The sequence below is a fragment of the Streptomyces sp. NPDC060232 genome, from assembly GCF_042726555.1.
Lineage (GTDB): Bacteria > Actinomycetota > Actinomycetes > Streptomycetales > Streptomycetaceae > Streptomyces.
In genome coordinates this window covers 20,384-36,072 of record NZ_JBHXAG010000036.1, presented here as the reverse complement: position 1 = coordinate 36,072, position 15,689 = coordinate 20,384, and the positions used below count along the sequence as shown (strand labels likewise).

At 74.5% G+C, this 15,689-nt stretch carries 15 protein-coding genes; 9 read left to right on the top strand and 6 right to left on the bottom strand.

Annotated elements, in window-relative coordinates:
- Positions 1-20: 20 nt before the first annotated feature.
- The 3 genes from ACFWFZ_RS32505 (at position 21) to ACFWFZ_RS32495 (ending at position 1,483) form a co-directional block, all read left to right on the top strand.
- On the top strand, positions 21-560 hold the full coding sequence (locus tag ACFWFZ_RS32505; protein ID WP_387127292.1) for a CinA family protein: 540 nt from the start codon (positions 21-23) through the stop codon (positions 558-560).
- A gap of 109 nt (positions 561-669) precedes the next feature.
- Positions 670-1,047, top strand: a complete 378-nt coding sequence (locus ACFWFZ_RS32500) for a helix-turn-helix domain-containing protein (RefSeq protein WP_030664971.1) — start codon at positions 670-672, stop codon at positions 1,045-1,047.
- A gap of 106 nt (positions 1,048-1,153) precedes the next feature.
- The gene (locus ACFWFZ_RS32495; protein WP_387127289.1) at positions 1,154-1,483 is read left to right on the top strand and encodes a hypothetical protein; all 330 of its coding nucleotides are present in this window, start codon (positions 1,154-1,156) and stop codon (positions 1,481-1,483) included.
- Here ACFWFZ_RS32495 and ACFWFZ_RS32490 read toward each other — a convergent pair.
- The 3 genes from ACFWFZ_RS32490 to ACFWFZ_RS32480 all read right to left on the bottom strand — a co-directional run bounded on the left by ACFWFZ_RS32490 (position 1,431) and on the right by ACFWFZ_RS32480 (position 8,188).
- Positions 1,431-2,201 carry an SDR family NAD(P)-dependent oxidoreductase gene (locus ACFWFZ_RS32490; RefSeq protein ID WP_387127287.1) on the bottom strand — a complete coding sequence of 257 codons (771 nt, stop codon included), beginning with the start codon at positions 2,199-2,201 and terminating at the stop codon, positions 1,431-1,433. The two genes, ACFWFZ_RS32495 and ACFWFZ_RS32490, sit on opposite strands and share 53 nt — an antisense overlap.
- Positions 2,202-2,306: 105 nt before the next feature.
- Entirely contained in the window at positions 2,307-3,101 is a 795-nt protein-coding gene (locus tag ACFWFZ_RS32485; protein ID WP_387127285.1) for an Fpg/Nei family DNA glycosylase, read from the bottom strand.
- Between the two features lie 497 nt (positions 3,102-3,598).
- Positions 3,599-8,188: an ATP-dependent helicase gene (locus tag ACFWFZ_RS32480; protein WP_387127282.1), complete on the bottom strand. Its 4,590-nt coding sequence runs from the start codon at positions 8,186-8,188 to the stop codon at positions 3,599-3,601.
- A gap of 80 nt (positions 8,189-8,268) precedes the next feature.
- On the opposite strand from ACFWFZ_RS32480, the gene ACFWFZ_RS32475 reads away from it, so the two are divergent.
- From ACFWFZ_RS32475 to ACFWFZ_RS32465, 3 genes are read left to right on the top strand one after another with little or no spacing between them, the layout of a single operon-like run.
- Positions 8,269-9,297: an AraC family transcriptional regulator gene (locus tag ACFWFZ_RS32475; protein WP_387127280.1), complete on the top strand. Its 1,029-nt coding sequence runs from the start codon at positions 8,269-8,271 to the stop codon at positions 9,295-9,297.
- A gap of 9 nt (positions 9,298-9,306) precedes the next feature.
- Complete coding sequence (locus tag ACFWFZ_RS32470; RefSeq protein WP_387127278.1) at positions 9,307-10,029, top strand: AzlC family ABC transporter permease; 723 nt, start codon at positions 9,307-9,309, stop codon at positions 10,027-10,029.
- Positions 10,026-10,334 carry an AzlD domain-containing protein gene (locus ACFWFZ_RS32465; RefSeq protein ID WP_387127276.1) on the top strand — a complete coding sequence of 103 codons (309 nt, stop codon included), beginning with the start codon at positions 10,026-10,028 and terminating at the stop codon, positions 10,332-10,334. Before ACFWFZ_RS32470 ends, ACFWFZ_RS32465 begins: the two co-directional genes overlap by 4 nt.
- On the opposite strand, the gene ACFWFZ_RS32460 is transcribed toward ACFWFZ_RS32465, so the two are convergent.
- Positions 10,303-11,361, bottom strand: a complete 1,059-nt coding sequence (locus ACFWFZ_RS32460; protein WP_387127274.1) for a hypothetical protein — start codon at positions 11,359-11,361, stop codon at positions 10,303-10,305. The genes ACFWFZ_RS32465 and ACFWFZ_RS32460 overlap by 32 nt on opposite strands.
- 81 nt (positions 11,362-11,442) lie before the next feature.
- On the opposite strand from ACFWFZ_RS32460, the gene ACFWFZ_RS32455 reads away from it, so the two are divergent.
- Together ACFWFZ_RS32455 and ACFWFZ_RS32450 are read left to right on the top strand one after the other, a co-directional pair.
- On the top strand, positions 11,443-11,637 hold the full coding sequence (locus ACFWFZ_RS32455) for a DUF3046 domain-containing protein (protein ID WP_030650223.1): 195 nt from the start codon (positions 11,443-11,445) through the stop codon (positions 11,635-11,637).
- Positions 11,638-11,710: 73 nt separating this feature from the next.
- A complete protein-coding gene (locus tag ACFWFZ_RS32450; RefSeq protein WP_387127272.1) occupies positions 11,711-13,081 on the top strand; it encodes an AI-2E family transporter in 1,371 nt (456 codons plus the stop codon).
- On the opposite strand, the gene ACFWFZ_RS32445 is transcribed toward ACFWFZ_RS32450, so the two are convergent.
- Positions 13,035-13,790: a Clp protease N-terminal domain-containing protein gene (locus ACFWFZ_RS32445; protein WP_387127270.1), complete on the bottom strand. Its 756-nt coding sequence runs from the start codon at positions 13,788-13,790 to the stop codon at positions 13,035-13,037. The genes ACFWFZ_RS32450 and ACFWFZ_RS32445 overlap by 47 nt on opposite strands.
- Before the next feature lie 118 nt (positions 13,791-13,908).
- On the opposite strand from ACFWFZ_RS32445, the gene ACFWFZ_RS32440 reads away from it, so the two are divergent.
- On the top strand, positions 13,909-14,544 hold the full coding sequence (locus tag ACFWFZ_RS32440) for a class I SAM-dependent methyltransferase (protein WP_387127268.1): 636 nt from the start codon (positions 13,909-13,911) through the stop codon (positions 14,542-14,544).
- 46 nt (positions 14,545-14,590) lie between these two features.
- Here the strand turns inward: ACFWFZ_RS32440 and ACFWFZ_RS32435 are convergent, their stop codons facing one another.
- A complete protein-coding gene (locus tag ACFWFZ_RS32435; protein ID WP_387127266.1) occupies positions 14,591-15,634 on the bottom strand; it encodes a S66 peptidase family protein in 1,044 nt (347 codons plus the stop codon).
- Positions 15,635-15,689 lie beyond the last annotated feature (55 nt).

The window sequence follows — 15,689 nt, the reverse complement described above, 5'->3', positions numbered from 1 at the left end:
ACGGGGCGGGAGATTCTGGGGTGGCGCGGGGGCGCTCCGGAGCGAGCGAGGGGCGCACGGCCGCTGCGTACGCGCTCCATCTGCTCGCGGAGAGTGACCAGACCCTCGCGGTCGCCGAATCCCTGACCGGCGGCATGGTCGCGGCCGAGCTGACGGCCGTCCCCGGGGCCTCCCGGTCGTTCCGCGGATCGGTCACGGCGTACGCGACGGAGGTCAAGCACCGGGTCCTGGGGGTGAACGCGGACCTGCTCGCGGCCGAAGGCGCCGTGAACGCCCAGGTCGCCGCCGAGATGGCCGCCGGGGTGCGCCGGGTGATGGGCGCTTCGTGGGGGATCGCGACGACCGGGGTGGCCGGTCCGGAGACCCAGGACGGCCAGCCGGTGGGCACGGTTTTCGTCGCAGTGGACGGTCCGGGGACCAGGAAAACGGCCCGGCTGAGGTTGAACGGCTCCCGGGCGGAAATCCGTAGGGAGAGTGCACGGACAGTGCTCGAGCTTCTCTCGGACGAACTCCGTGAGAATGCGCGGGGGCAGGATACGGAACAGAACGGGGGGATTTGATGTTTGCAGCCCTGAGTGAACACGACATCGCTCCCCGCACGGCCGCGGCGCGAGGCGGTACGGTGGGGCGTGAAGGATGCGGCTACACGGTCAGAGGAGGGAGCCACCGATGATTCTGCTCCGTCGCCTGCTGGGTGACGTGCTGCGTCGGCAGCGCCAGCGCCAGGGCCGTACTCTGCGCGAAGTCTCCTCGTCGGCCCGAGTTTCGCTCGGCTATCTCTCCGAGGTGGAGCGGGGGCAGAAGGAGGCATCCTCCGAGCTGCTCTCCGCGATCTGCGACGCGTTGGACGTACGGATGTCCGAGCTGATGCGCGAAGTCAGTGACGAACTGTCGCTCGCTGAGCTGGCACAGTCGGCCGCGGCAAGCGAACCGGTCACCGTACCGGTCCGCCCGATGCTCAATTCGGTCTCGATGGCTTCGGTCGCCGGTCCGGAACGGGTGACCATCAAGGCGCCTGCGGAAGCGGTGAATGTCGTAGCCGCGTGAGCGAGCACGTGCGTGTTTGAGCTTGGCCGGAGCCCCGGCCGGTGCGTGGAGCACCGGCCGGGGCTCCCGGCCGTTCTGGGTGCGGGCGCGAGGGGCGTGCGAGACGATGGGGCCGTCCGGGTCCCGGCCCCTGGAGGTGGCAGTGCGGACGTCGCTGCGCATACCCGTGCTGTGGGCCCTCGCGCTGGCCGTCGGGGCTCTGTGGTGGTGGGCCGTGCTGCGGCTGGTCCTGGCGCCCGCGGAAGCGGGGGCGGTGGAGGGCGCCGTGGCCGTGGGCGGCTGGGGACTGGGGCTGCTGCCGGTGCACTGTGTGCCGGCGCCGCTGCGCAGGGTTCGGCGGCGGACCGGGGTGGCCGGAGTACCGGCGGGGGAGTTGGGGGCGGTCACCAGGGCATCGACACCCCGCCGTTCGGACGCAGGATCTGGCCCGTCATGAAGGACGAGGCGTCCGAGGCCAGGTAGAGCACCGCCTGCGCGACGTCCTCCGGCTCACCGACCCGGCGCAGGGGCGACCTGCGGACCATGGCGGCCTCGGTCTGCTCCTGGACCTCCGGACTGTGGCGGCCGGTCATCGGGGTGCGGATCCAGCCCGGGGCGACGGCGTTGACCCGTATGCCGTGCGGTCCGGTCTCGGTGGCGAGGGTCTTCGTGAGCTGGACGACCGCGGCCTTGGCGGCGCTGTAGCAGAGCAGGCCGGGCTGGGCGGCGTCCACGGCGCCGGAGGCCATGGTGACGATCGATCCGGGGCGACCCGCCGCGATCATGGAGCGGGCGGCCTCCTGGCAGGTGCGCAGAACCCCCTTGAAGTTGATGTCCAGGACCCGGTCGAGGTCCTCGTCGGCCGTCTCCAGGACGGTGCTGGTGTGCATGATCCCGGCGATGGCGGCGGCGATGTCGAGCGGACCCGCCGCGGCGACGGCCGCCCTGATCGCCGCGCGGTCGGTGACGTCGAGAGGATGCGCGGTGGCGCCGCCGCCGGCCTTGGCGGCGAGGGCGGCGGTCTCGGCCAGACCCTGTTCGTCACGGTCGGTGCAGTGCACGTGGGCGCCGGCCGCGGCGAGGAGGACGGCGGTGGCGCGGCCGATCCCGCCGGCGGCTCCGGTGACCAGGGCGGTGCGCCCGGTGAGGTCGTACGAGGCTGTGGGTGTGGGCATGCCGGGACGGTACGACCAGATCTGACGGGTCGTCAATCATTGTGTCCCGTCGCCCGGGCGGGCGGACGGGGGTGTGGGTGCGGGCGCGGGTGCGGGTGCGGGTGCTCAGGGAGTGGGCCCCGGCTGGCAGCGGGGGCACCAGTAGGTGGGGCGGTCGTCCTGGGGGGCCTCGCGGACCGGGGCGCCGCAGCGCAGGCAGGGGCGGCGGGCCCGGCCGTAGACGAAGAGCTCCTGGCCGGGGCGGTGGATGCCGGTGGTGTTGCGATGCCCGGGCCGGTCGCCGATGTTCGCCGACAGCAGCCGGTGGGCGGCGGCCGCCAGCCGCGGCAGCTTGGGCTCGGGGAGCTCGCCGACCGGGGTCCAGGGGGTGACCTGAGCCAGGAAGCAGAGCTCGGACTTGTAGATGTTGCCGATCCCGGCGAGATTGCGCTGGTCCAGCAGGGCCTCGCCGAGGGGGCGCTCCGGGGCGGCGAGGAGGTTGGCGGCGGCGCGTGCGGGGTCCCAGTCAGGGCCGAGGATGTCGGGGCCGAGGTGGCCGACGGCGCGGTCCTCCTCGGCGGTGCGGATCAGCTCCAGGACGGGGAGGCGGTAGCCGACGGCCGTGGCCTCGGCTGTGCCGAGGACGGCGCGGATCTCGTGGTCCGGGCCGCCGCGCCACTTCTCGCCGGCGGCGAAGACGTGCCAGGCGCCGTCCATGCGGAGGTGGCTGTGCAGGGTGAGGCCGCCCTCGAAGCGGGCGAGGAGGTGCTTGCCGCGGGGGGTGACGTCGAGGGTGACGCGGCCGGTGAGGTCCGCCGTGGCGAAGCGGGGGACGCGCAGGTCGCTGCGGGTCAGTTCGCGGCCTGCCAGTGCCGCGTGCAGGCGGGTCGCCGCGCGCCGGATGCTGTCGCCTTCGGGCATGCCCCCATTGTCGCCCGTGGACGCCCCCGGCGGGCGGCGCCCGCGACTCACCCCCGCGGCGGGGACGGCACCGGGGACGCCCGGCGAGACCCGCTGGTGAGTTCCAGGACATGGAGCTGTACGCCCACATGCACGGCGCCGTCCGGCTCGCGCTCGGCGGTGGCCGCAGCGGCGTCAAGGTGACGCGCTGAGAGCCGCCCGGCACCCGGCAGAGGGCGGACAGCGCCATCCGCCCCGTCCTGCCCGCACAACCCCTACGGCTGCCGGCGCCGGCAGCCGTGCCGCCCACCCCTCGGGCGCGCGGGATCTTCGTAGGAGCAGTGCCTGCGCGGCTGTGACGGACACGGTCGTGACGGACACGGCCGCGGCGACGGCGCTCCGGGTCGCCCGGGTCAGCCCCGCCAGGAGGGCCCCGACGCGGCGGGCAGCCGGCGCTCGCGCACCTCGATGCGCTGACCAGAGGCCGCGGACCAGGCCGCGCGGACCAGGCGCGCTGATCACTGCCGCAGGCGCAGCCCTCGGGGCGTGGCGTGGAAGCCGGCGGATTCGAGCGCGGGTCCCAGGGGTGAGGTGAGCGCGGCCGCGGCATTGATCCGCTCCACCGTCAGCGCCGGCAGGCTGCCCGAGCGGCAGCCGGCGGCGAGGGCGGCGACCGCCGCCGTCAGCCGCGGGTCCCCCGGGCCGGGCCAGGCCAGCAGGGTCTTGCCGCCGCGCTCCAGATACAGGGTGAGCTCGCCGTCCACCAGGACCACCAGGGAACCCGCCTTGCGGCCCGGCTTGTGGGTGGCGCCGGCCGGGGGCTCCGGCCAGGGCAGGGCCGCCCCGTACGCGTTCGCCGGGTCGGCGGCGGCCAGGACCACCGCGGCCAGCGGGGGCGGTGTGCGCTCGGCGGCCCGGAGCCGGTCCACCGCGCCGTCCATGGCGAACTGGGCCGCGCCCAGCCCCTCGACCACATAGCCCCGGCGCGCCTGCCCGCTGTCCTCGAAGGCCGACAGGACGCGGTAGACCGCGCTGAAGCCACCCTCCACGCCCTCCGCTGCGACCGCACCGCGGGTCACCACCCCGTGCCGGTCCAGCAGGGTGCGGGCCAGGGCGTGGGCGCGGTGCGTCGGGTCGGGCGCCGGGGCCGGCAGCAGCGACCAGCGGCCGGAGACCGTGGGCGGGCCCGTACGGGACGCCGTCGCGCTCAGCGTGCCGTACCGGCCGCGCGGGACGGTGCGGCGGGCCCGGTGGGCCGTTGAGCCCGCCGTGCGGCCCGAACCGAGCAGCGAGCGCAGCGGGGCGAGGGTGTCGTTGGTGAGCCGGCCCGACCAGGCCAGGTCCCACACCGCATCGGAGAGGGCGAGGTCCGACGCCTCGGGGAACTCGGCGCGGACCGCCTGCGAGATCTGCCGGAAGAACAGGCCGTATCCGCCGGAGAGGGCCGCCAGGACCGCCTGCTGCAGCGGGCTCGGCTCCAGCGGATGCGGCGGCGGCAGGAGCAGCGGGGCGGCGTCCGCCAGGTAGAGGGACACCCAGCCGTCCTTGCCCGGGAGGGCGCCGGCACCCGCCCAGACCACCTCGCCCGTGGTGGTCAGTTCGTCCAGCAGGCCAGGGGAGTAGCCGGCCACCCGCGACGGCAGGATCAGCCGCTCCAGCGCGGACGCCGGGACCGGGGCGCCCTGGAGCTGCTCGACCGCCCGGGCCAGGCCGTCGAGGCCGCGCAGGGCTCCGCCCAGGTGCTGCCACTGGGGCAGGAACGTGGCCAGCGAGGTCGGCGGGACCGGCTCCAGTTCCTGCCGGAGAGCGGCCAGGGAACGGCGGCGGAGCCGGCGCAGCACCGTCGCGTCGCACCACTCCTGGCCGATGCCCGCCGGATGGAACTCGCCCTGCACCACCCGCCCCGCCGCCGCGAGGCGGTTCAGAGCGCCCTCGGTCACCGCCGCGCCCAGACCGAAGGCGGTGGCCACGGCGGCAGTGGTGAACGGCCCGTGGGTGCGCGCGTACCGGGCCAGCAGGTCCCCCAGCGGGTCCTTGACCGGCTCGGTGAACGCCTCCGGGACGCCGACGGGCAGTGCGGTGCCCAGCGCGTCCCGCAGCCGGCCGGCGTCCTCGATCGCCGCCCAGTGGTCCGCGCCGCCGATCCGGACCCGGATGGCGCGGCGGGCCGCGGCGAGCTCGCGGGCCCAGGCCGGATCCGCGCCGCGCGCCGTCAGCTCATCCTGTGTCAGCGGGCCCAGCAGGCGCAGCAGGTCGGCCACCGACTCGGCGTCCTTGGCCCGCCGCTCCTCGGTGAGCCACTGCAGCTCCCGCTCCAGCTCCTCCAGCACCTGCGCGTCGAGCAGCTCGCGCAGCTCCGCCTGGCCGAGCAGCTCGGCCAGCAGCCGGGAGTCCAGCGAGAGCGCGGCCGCCCTGCGCTCGGCCAGCGGGGAGTCGCCCTCGTAGAGGAACTGGGCGACGTAACCGAACAGGAGGGAACGGGCGAAGGGGGAGGGCTCCGGGGTGGTGACCTCGACCAGCCGGACCCGGCGCGCCTCGATGTCACCCATCAGCTCGGTCAGGCCGGGCACGTCGAAGACGTCCTGCAGGCATTCGCGTACGGCTTCGAGCACGATCGGGAAGGAGCCGAACTCGGAGGCGACCTGGAGCAGTTGGGAGGCCCGCTGGCGCTGCTGCCACAGCGGGGTGCGGCGGCCGGGGCTGCGGCGCGGCAGCAGCAGCGCGCGGGCCGCGCACTCGCGGAAGCGGGAGGCGAACAGCGCCGAGCCGCCCACCTGGTCGGTGACGATCTGGTTGATGTCCCCGTGGTCGAAGGCGACGTCGGCGGCGCCCAGCGGCGCCTGCTCGTCGTCGAACGCGAAGGAGGGGGCTCCCGCCGGATCGTGGTCCAGGAGGTCCATGGACAACAGGTCCGCGTCGGGAAGACGGAGCACGATGCCGTCGTCGGCGTGCATCACCTGCGCGTCCATGCCGTACTTCTCGGCGAGGCGGGCGCCGAGGGCCAGCGCCCACGGGGCGTGCACCTGCGCGCCGAACGGCGAGTGGACGACGACCCGCCAGTCACCCAGCTCGTCGCGGAACCGCTCCACCACGATCGTCCGGTCGTCCGGGACGTGGCCGCAGGCCTCGCGCTGCTCGGCCAGATACGCCAGCACGTTCTCCGCGGCCCAGGCGTCCAGGCCGGCCGCCACCAGCCGCAGCCGGGCGTCCTGCGCGGAGAGCCCGCCGAGCTCGCGCAGGAACGCGCCGACCGCGCGGCCCAGTTCGAGCGGGCGGCCGAGCTGGTCGCCCTTCCAGAACGGCAGCCGGCCCGGCACCCCGGGGGCGGGCGTGACCAGGACCCGGTCGCGGGTGATGTCCTCGATACGCCAGGAGGTGGTGCCCAGCGTGAAGACGTCCCCGATACGGGACTCGTAGACCATCTCCTCGTCGAGCTCGCCGACCCGGCCGCCGCCCTTCTTCGGGTCCGAGCCTGCCAGGAAGACCCCGAAGAGCCCGCGGTCCGGGATCGTGCCGCCGGAGGTGACCGCGAGGCGCTGGGCCCCCGGACGGCCCGTCACCGTCCCCGCCACCCGGTCCCAGACCACACGCGGCCGCAGTTCGGCGAAGGCGTCGGACGGATAGCGGCCGGCCAGCATGTCGAGCACCGCCGTGAACGCCGACTCCGGCAGCGCCGCGAACGGCGCCGCCCGCCGCACCAGCGCCAGGAGGTCGTCCAGCTGCCAGGTGTCCATCGCGACCATGGCGACCAGCTGCTGCGCCAGGACGTCGAGGGGGTTGGAGGGGATGCGCAGGGACTCGATCGCGCCCGTCCGCATCCGCTCGGTGACCACCGCCGCCTGCACCAGGTCGCCCCGGTACTTGGGGAAGACCACCCCGGTGGAGACCGCGCCCACCTGGTGCCCGGCCCGGCCCACCCGCTGGAGCCCGGACGCCACCGAAGGCGGGGACTCCACCTGCACCACCAGGTCCACCGCGCCCATGTCGATGCCCAGCTCCAGGCTGGAGGTGGCGACCACGGCCGGCAGCCGGCCCGCCTTCAGGTCCTCCTCCACCAGAGCCCGCTGCTCCTTGGACACCGAGCCGTGGTGCGCCCGGGCCAGCAGGGGCGGGGCGCCCAGGGCCGCGCCCGACTGGGCCATCACCTCGGCCGGCGACGCGTGCTCGGGCAGCTTCTCGCCGACGGCCCGCTCGTACGCGATCTCGTTGAGCCGATTGCACAGCCGCTCGGCGAGGCGGCGGGAGTTGGCGAACACGATCGTCGAGCGGTGCGCCTGCACCAGGTCCGCGATCCGCTCCTCCACATGCGGCCAGATCGACGGCTTGTCCCCGCCCTCCCGGTCCTCCGTCGCGGGGGAACCGCCCAACTCGCCCATGTCCTGCACCGGGACGACCACGGACAGGTCGAACTCCTTGTCCGACGGCGGCTGGACGATCTCCACCCTGCCGCGCGGCGCGAGATACCGGGCCACCTCCTCCACCGGCCGGACCGTCGCCGACAGCCCGATCCGGCGCGCCGGCCGCGGCAGCAGTTCGTCCAGCCGCTCCAGGGACACGGCGAGGTGTGCGCCGCGCTTGGTCCCGGCGACCGCGTGCACCTCGTCCACGATCACCGTCTCGATCCCGGCCAAGGCCTCCCGCGCCGCCGAGGTCAGCATCAGGAACAGCGACTCGGGGGTGGTGATCAGGATGTCCGGCGGCCGGGTGGCCAGCGCCCGCCGCTCCGCCGCAGGGGTGTCGCCGGAGCGGATCCCCACCCGGATGTCCGGCTCCGGCAGCCCGAGGCGGACGGACTCCTGCCGGATCCCGGTCAGCGGGCTGCGCAGATTGCGCTCGACGTCGACGGCCAGTGCCTTCAGCGGCGACACGTACAGCACCCGGCAGCGCTTCTTCGACTCGGCGGGCGGCGGGGCCGAGGCGAGCCGGTCGAGGGCGGCGAGGAACGCGGCCAGGGTCTTGCCCGAACCGGTGGGCGCCACCACCAGCACGTCCGAACCCTCCCCGATGGCCCGCCAGGCACCCTCCTGCGCGCTGGTGGGCGCGACGAAGGCCCCCGTGAACCAGGAGCGGGTCGCGGGGGAGAACGAGTCGAGCGCAGCGCCTGCCATGCCCCCATCGTGCACCCCGCCACTGACAACGCCCCGGACCTGGGCAAACACGCGTCGGGGAGGGGGCGCAGAATGGGGGGATGGGGACGGACGAAGGCCGCGGGGAGTGGGCCAGGCACTGGCAGTACCCGGAACTGCCCGGGCTCGACCTGCTGCGCGCCCGCTACGTGCGCCACACCTTCCCGCGCCACGCGCACGACGGCTACGTCATCGCGGCCGTCACCGGCGGCATCGAGGAGGTCGGCCTGCCCGGCCACGTCGTGCGCGCCGGACCGGGCAGCGTGGTCCTGATCAACCCCGAGGTGCCCCACACGGCGCGCGCCGGGGCGCCCGAAGGGTGGGCGTATGCCACCCTCTACCCGTCCAGCGACCTGATCGCCGAGGTCGCGGCCGAGATCGGCACCCTGCGCGGCACCCCCGGCTTCACCGCCGACATCGTCGCCGACCCGCAGGCCTCGCGCACGATCACCGAGGTGCACCGGGCCGCCGAGGCCGGGAACGCGCTGGCCGCCGACACGCTCCTGCGGGGTGTGGTCGCCCGGATGCTGACCCGGTACGCCGGACCGCTGCCCGCCCGCCCGGTCCGCGCCGCGGGCGGGCCCGAAGCGGCGGCGGCCCGGGCCGTACTGGAGGAGCGCCTCGCCGACCCGCCGTCCCTGGAGCAGCTCGCGGCGGAGCTGGGCATGAGCCCCTTCGCCCTGCTGCGGGCCTTCCGGGAGCGGTACGGGATGCCGCCGCACACCTGGCTGACCGACGCCAGGGTCCGGCGGGCCCGCCGGCTGCTCGACGCGGGCAGCCCGCCGTCGGAGGCGGCGGTCGCCGTCGGCTTCACCGACCAGCCCCACCTGAACCGGCACTTCACCCGCATCGTGGGAGTCCCACCCGGGGCGTACCGGCGGGAGCGGGCCGGTGGGAGCGGGCCGGTGGGGCGCCGCCCGGCCGGCCCCGGGGCGGGGCACGCGCGGCGGCTGGAACCTTCGCCGCGCACGGCGAGCCGTGATCCCGCGGCGGCCGGCGGTCCGCACGCCCTGCCACTGAGCGCGGGCATCGGCGGTACCGGCCGCGCCCGTGCAAGAACGTACAAGACCATCCGGCAGGGTCCCGCGTAGTTTCGTGGCGTGGGAGACAAGCAACTGGTCACAGAGCCAGAGATACGAGAGGCACCGGCCCCCGGCGGGCGGCCGCGGGCCGCCGTCGTACGGGATGCGCTCGGGGTCGGCGTCGCCGTGGGCCTGTCCGGGTTCGCCTTCGGGGTGACCGCGGCCGGAGCCGGCATCAGCACGCTCCAGGCCTGCGTGCTGAGCCTGCTCGTCTTCACCGGGGCCTCGCAGTTCGCCCTGGTCGGGGCGCTGGCCGCGGGCGGGAACCCGTTCACCGCCGCCGCCGGGGCCTTCTTCCTCGGGACCCGGAACGCCTTCTACGGGCTGCGCCTGTCGCAGCTGCTCCGGCTGCCGCGCGCCGTACGGCCCCTCGCCGCGCACTGGGTGATCGACGAGACCACCGCCGTGGCGCTGGCCCAGCCCGACCGGAAGTCGGCGCGGCTCGGCTTCACGGTCACCGGGCTCACCCTCTACGTGCTGTGGAACATCACCACCCTGCTCGGCGCGCTCGGAGCCGAGGCCATCGGCGACACCCGTGCCTGGGGGCTGGACGCCGCCGGACCCGCCGTGTTCCTGGCCCTGCTCGCGCCGATGCTGAAGACGGCCACCGAGCGGGCTGTCGCCGCCCTCGCGCTCGTCCTCGGGCTGGGATTCCTGCCCGTGCTGCCCGCCGGGGTGCCCGTGCTGATCGCGGCCCTGGCCGCACCGGTCGTGCTGTGGATGAAGGGACGCCGCTCGTGAACGTCTGGATCGCCATCGCGCTCACCGTCGTCGGTTGCTACGCCGTGAAGTACGCGGGGCTGCTCGTCCCCGCCGGGGCCCTGGAACGGCCGCTGGTGCGCCGCCTCGCCGCGCTGCTGCCGGTCGCGCTGCTCGCCGCGCTCACGGCCCAGCAGACCTTCAGCACCGGGTCCGCGCTCGTCGTCGACGCCCGCGCCGCCGGGCTGGCCGCCGCAGGGCTCGCGCTGCTGCTGCGGGCCCCGTTCCTGGTCGTGGTCGCGGCCGCCGTCGTCGTCACCGCGGGGGTACGGGCCCTGGGCGGCTGACCTGCGCCGGCAGGCGGCCGTACGCCCGCAGGGTCAGCAGCGCCTCCAGCGTCGCGATCGGCCGCCGCTCCAGGGAGCTCCCCGGCGCCCAGGCCTCGCGGCGGACCGGCCAGCCGCCGTCCGCCTGCTGCGCGGCGGCCAGGAAGTCCAGCGAGCGGCGCATCTCCTCGTCCGTGAACCAGCCGCGGGCCAGCGACTCCGGCCGCCGCGCGACATCGTGCGGGAACAGCTGCTCGCCCGGTGCGTAGCCCGCAGCCGGCGGGAACTCCGACCGTCGCCGCGGATCCAGCACCACGAGGCGCTGCTCGCGCACCAGCCGTCCCAGCCGGTCCGCGGCCGCGGCCGCACGCGCCCGGTCAGGGACGCCGTCCAGGAACGCCACCGCGCTCTGGACCTCGTACGGGTGCGTGCGGTGCAGGTTCTCGATCCGGTCCCAGCAGAAGTCCGTGGCCCGGAAGAGCCAGGCGTGCCAGACGCGGTTGCGGTGCAGCAGGCCGACGACGGGTCCGGTGGTCAGGAGCTCGCCGGGCGGGTCGTCCTGCATCGGGTGGTAGGGGGCGGCCGGGTAGTCGCGCGGCGTCGGGAAGACCACCGGAAGCGCGCCGTCCGGGGTGGAGACTCCCGTCAGGTGGCGGCAGAGCCGCTCGATGCGCTGTCCGGCGCAGCGGCCCAGGCCGTCCAGTACGCGCAGGGCGTGCGCGGTGTGCAGGGGCTGGCTCAGCGGGCCGCGCAGATCCGGGTCGAGGGCGTGACCGTAGCCGCCGTCCGGGTTGAGGTACGACCCGAGGGCGGTGTCCACCGGGTCGGCGTCCCCGCCGAGGAAGTGGAACGCGAACCGGCGCTGCTCCAGCACGCGGGCGGTGAGCCAGATGAAACGCTCGGCGCGGTCCAGCGCGGGCAGCGGGTCCGAAGGGGGCCGAGGGGCGGGCGGCGTGGGCGGGGTGTGCGGGGTGTGCGCGGCGGCCTGTGGGGGGCGCGGGGATCGCGGGGATCGCGGGCTCTGCGGGGAAGCTTCGTCTCCGGGCATGCGTGCAACGTAGGACGCGGTGACGCGGGGGCGCGGGGCGAACGCCGCCGGTGCACTCTCCCGGGGCGGGATACTGGGGGCATGCGGTTGACGATTTTCTGGGAGCGGATGGCCGAGCACTTCGGCGCAGGCTACGCCGACTCCTTCGCACGGGACCACGTGATGACGGAGCTGGGCGGCCGGACCGTCCACCAGGCGCTGGAGGCCGGCTGGGAGGCCAAGGACGTGTGGCGTGCGGTGTGTTCGGCGATGGACGTGCCGGCCTCGCTGCGCTGACGCTCCGAAGGGGGCGTGCGGTCGGGGACGCCCCTTTGGCGGCACGGGCCGCCGGTGGGACAGACTTGGCGGCGTGGGAGCCACCGAAGAGACGACCGATCAGCCCGTAGCCTTCCGGGGCGCGCTGCCGCCGCCGCGTGCGGCCGACCAGGACGCCGCCTCCGCCGCCACACCGGTCGCCTCCGGCCCCGGACCGGAAGCGGGCGAGGCAGACAACGGCGAGGCAGACAACGGCGCGGCAGGTGAGGCGGCGGGCACGGCGGCGGCCCGGCCCGCCGATCCCGCCTCGCCGCAGGGCCCCGCCGGCCCCGGCAGGCCCCCGGCCGGGGCTCCGCCGACCGGCGGCGAGGAACGCATGCCGCGCTGGCTGCCGCGCGCGGTGGTCCTCGTACTGGCCCTCGTCGCCTGCTTCCAGCTCGGCAGCTGGGCCTTCCACCAGCTGATCGGGCTGCTCGTCAACATCCTGATCGCGTTCTTCCTCGCGCTCGCGATCGAACCGGCGGTGGCCAGGATGGCGGCCGGCGGCATGCGCCGCGGACTCGCCACCTTCCTGATGTTCACCGCGGTGTTCGCCGTGTCCGTCGGGTTCCTCGCGCTGCTCGGCTCCCTGCTCGCCGGGCAGATCATCGCCATGGTGGAGGGCTTCCCGGTCTACCTCGACTCGGTGATCAACTTCATCAACTCCACCTTCCGCACCGATCTGTCCCGGCTGGAGATCCAGGAGAGCGTGCTGCGCTCCGACTGGCTGCGCAAGTACGTGCAGAACAGCGCGTCCGGCGTGCTCGACGTGTCCGCCACCGTGCTCGGCGGGCTCTTCAAGCTGCTGACGATCGGCCTGTTCTCCTTCTACTTCGCCGCCGACGGGCCGCGGCTGCGGCGCGCGCTGTGCTCCGTACTGCCGCCGGCGAAGCAGGCGGAGGTGCTGCGCGCCTGGGAGATCGCCGTGGCCAAGACGGGCGGCTACCTCTACTCGCGCGGGCTGATGGCGCTGATCTCGGGCGTCGCGACCTACATCGTGCTGGCGGTCCTCGGGGTGCCGTACGCGCCCGCGCTCGCCGTGTGGGTGGGGCTGGTATCGCAGTTCATCCCCACCATCGGCACCTATCTCGCGGGCGCGCTGCCGGTCCTGCTCGCCTTCACCGTCAATCCCTGGTACGCGCTGTACGTCCTCGTGTTCGTGGTGGTCTACCAGCAGTTCGAGAACTACATGCTCCAGCCGAAGCTGACCTCGAAGACCGTCCACATCCATCCGGCGGTGGCCTTCGGATCGGTCATCGCGGGCACCGCCCTGCTGGGCGCGGTCGGGGCGCTGATCGCGATCCCGGCCGTCGCCACACTGCAGGCCTTCCTCGGCGCGTACGTCAGGCGCTACGAGCTGACGCGGGACGCGGACTCCTCTACTTCCCGTCCTCGCCGCCGAGTACGACTGCCAAGGCTTCGCTGACGGTCGCCTCGACGGCGGCCTTGTCCACGCCGAGGCCGCTCAGCACGCCCTCGCCGTTCTCCAGCTCCAGCAGCGCGAGCAGGATGTGCTCGGTGCCGACGAAGTCGTGGCCCAGGCGCAGGGCCTCACGGAAGGTCAGCTCCAGGGCCTTCTTCGCCGAGGCGTCGAAGGGGACGAGGTCGGGGACGTCCGCCTGGGCCGGGGGCAGTACGGCCGCCACGGCGGCCCGTACATCGTCCGGCGAGACACCCTGGGCGCGCAGGGCGAGCCCCGCGAGGCCGTCGGCCTCGACCGTCAGGCCCAGGACCAGGTGCTCGGTGCTGATCTCGGTGTTGCCGGCGGCGCGGGCCTCGTTCTGCGCGGTCACGACCACGTTGCGGGCGCGGGGGGTGAAGCGGCCGAAACCCGCGTTCGGGTCGAGGGCGCCGGTGCCCTCCTTGTCCGCCTTGGGCACGAAGCGCTTCTGGGCCGCCTGGCGGGTGACGCCCATGCTGCGGCCGATGTCGGTCCAGGAGGCGCCGGAGCGGCGGGCCTGGTCGACGAAGTGGCCGATGAGGTGGTCCGCGACGTCCCCGAGGGCCTCAGCCGCGACGACGGCGCCGCTGAGCTGCTCCAGGGGGTCGGTGTGGACCTTGTTGATGGCCTCGATCAGGTCGTCGAGGCGTACCGGATTGGTCATGCGAACGGGTTCCACCGAGGGGCTCGTCATAGGTGCAACCCTAGGTTGACAGTCGAGAGGGTGTCAACCTTCAGTTGTCAGTACGTGGCGGTCACAGCCCGCCCCCGGCGCCGGTGCCATGCTGGGGAACACGGAGACGGAGGCTGTGATGGGTTTCTACGCCGAACGGGTCGTGCCGCGGATCGTCGACCTCGCCTGCGGGGCGCAGTCGGCCCGGCCGCTCAGGCGCCGTGTCTGCGCCGGCCTGGCCGGGGAGGTCGTCGAGATCGGTTTCGGCACCGGCCACAACGTCCCCTTCTATCCGCCGGCCGTCACCGGCGTGGCCGCGATCGAGCCCTCCGACCTGGGATGGAAGCTCGCCGCCGACCGCGTACGCGGCTCGCGGGTCCCGGTGCGGCGGGCCGGCCTGGACGGCCGGTCGCTGCCCTTCGAGGACGCCACCTTCGACGCCGCCCTGTCCACCTGGACGCTGTGCACCATTCCGGACCCCGTGGCGGCGCTGCGCGAGGTGCGGCGCGTACTCAAACCGGGGGGCGGCCTGCACTTCGTCGAGCACGGCCTCGCTCCGGCGCAGGACGTGGGCGTACGACGCTGGCAGCGGCGGATCGAACCGCTGCACAAGCGGCTCTGCGGCGGGTGCCACCTCACCCGGCCGACCGTCGACCTGCTGACCGCGGCCGGCTTCACGGTCACGGAGCTCGACGTCTTCTACCAGGAGCGTGCGCCGAAGCCCTTCGCCGCCGACTCGCTCGGCGTCGCGCTCGCGCCCCGACCGGGCGGGTGACGGCCCGGCGGGTGGCGGCTCGGGGCGGGCCTCGGCGGGTGACGGCTCAGTAGGTGACGGTGATCCGCCGGGCCGGTCCGTCCACCCGGATCCGCCCGCCCACGGGGATCACGAGCTGCGGGTCGGTGTGGCCGAGGTCCACGTCGAAGACCGCCATGGTGTCCGGGGCGTACTGCCGCAGCGCGCGCAGGACGGCCGCGCGCTGCTCCTCGCGGTACCGCTCCTTCTGTCCGGCCTCGAACCGGTTCTCGAACGACCAGCTCTTCGCCCTGCCCATCAGCAGCGCGGGGAACTGCCGCAGCAGGCCGCGCTCGCCCATGTTGCGCAGGATCCGGTAGACCTCCTCGGCGCGCGGCATCTCCTCGGAGGTCTCCAGGAACAGCACGTCGCCGGCGTAGGTCTCGGCGGGCAGGACCGCGCGGTCGGCCGCCATCAACCAGGAGATGATCTCCAGATTGCCGCCCCAGCCGGCTCCTTCGACCACCCGGTCGTCGTGGTGCCAGGTCCAGCCGTAGGAGCGTTCCATCACCGGCTCGGACTCGAAGGTCCGCGGATCCTCCCAGGGCAGGTTCTCGTCCCCGTACTCGCCCGACCGGTTGAGCTCGTAGGCGCCCGAGGTGAACAAGGCCGCCCGGAGGGAGGCCGCGGTGGCCGGGTGCATCGCGCCGGGCCGGCCGAACTCGACCATCACCGAGCCGCCGTGGTAGCCGACGATGCCCAGGTTCCGCAGGAACAGCAGGAGGTTGGTGTTGTCGCTGTAGCCGAGGAACGGCTTGGGGTGGGCGCGCAGGAGGCCGCCGTCGAGGTGGGGGAGGACGGTGATCTGGTCGTCGCCGCCGATGGTGGAGATCACCGCCTTGATGTCGGGGTCCGCGAAGGCGGCGTGGACGTCCGCGGCCCGCTCCTCGGGCGCCGCGCCCATCTTCCGCGTCGTGGGGTACTCCACGGGCTCCAGCCCGAAGTCGTCCCGGAGCCTGCGCAGCCCCAGCTCGTAGGGCAGCGGGAAGAGCCCGGGCAGCCCGGACGAGGGCGACAGGATCGCGACGCGGTCCCCCGGGCGGGGCTTGGGCGGATACACGAATTCGATCATGCGGTGATCGTATGGGCCTCCCGGCCGCGCGTCCCGGCGATCGGGGCGCGCGGGC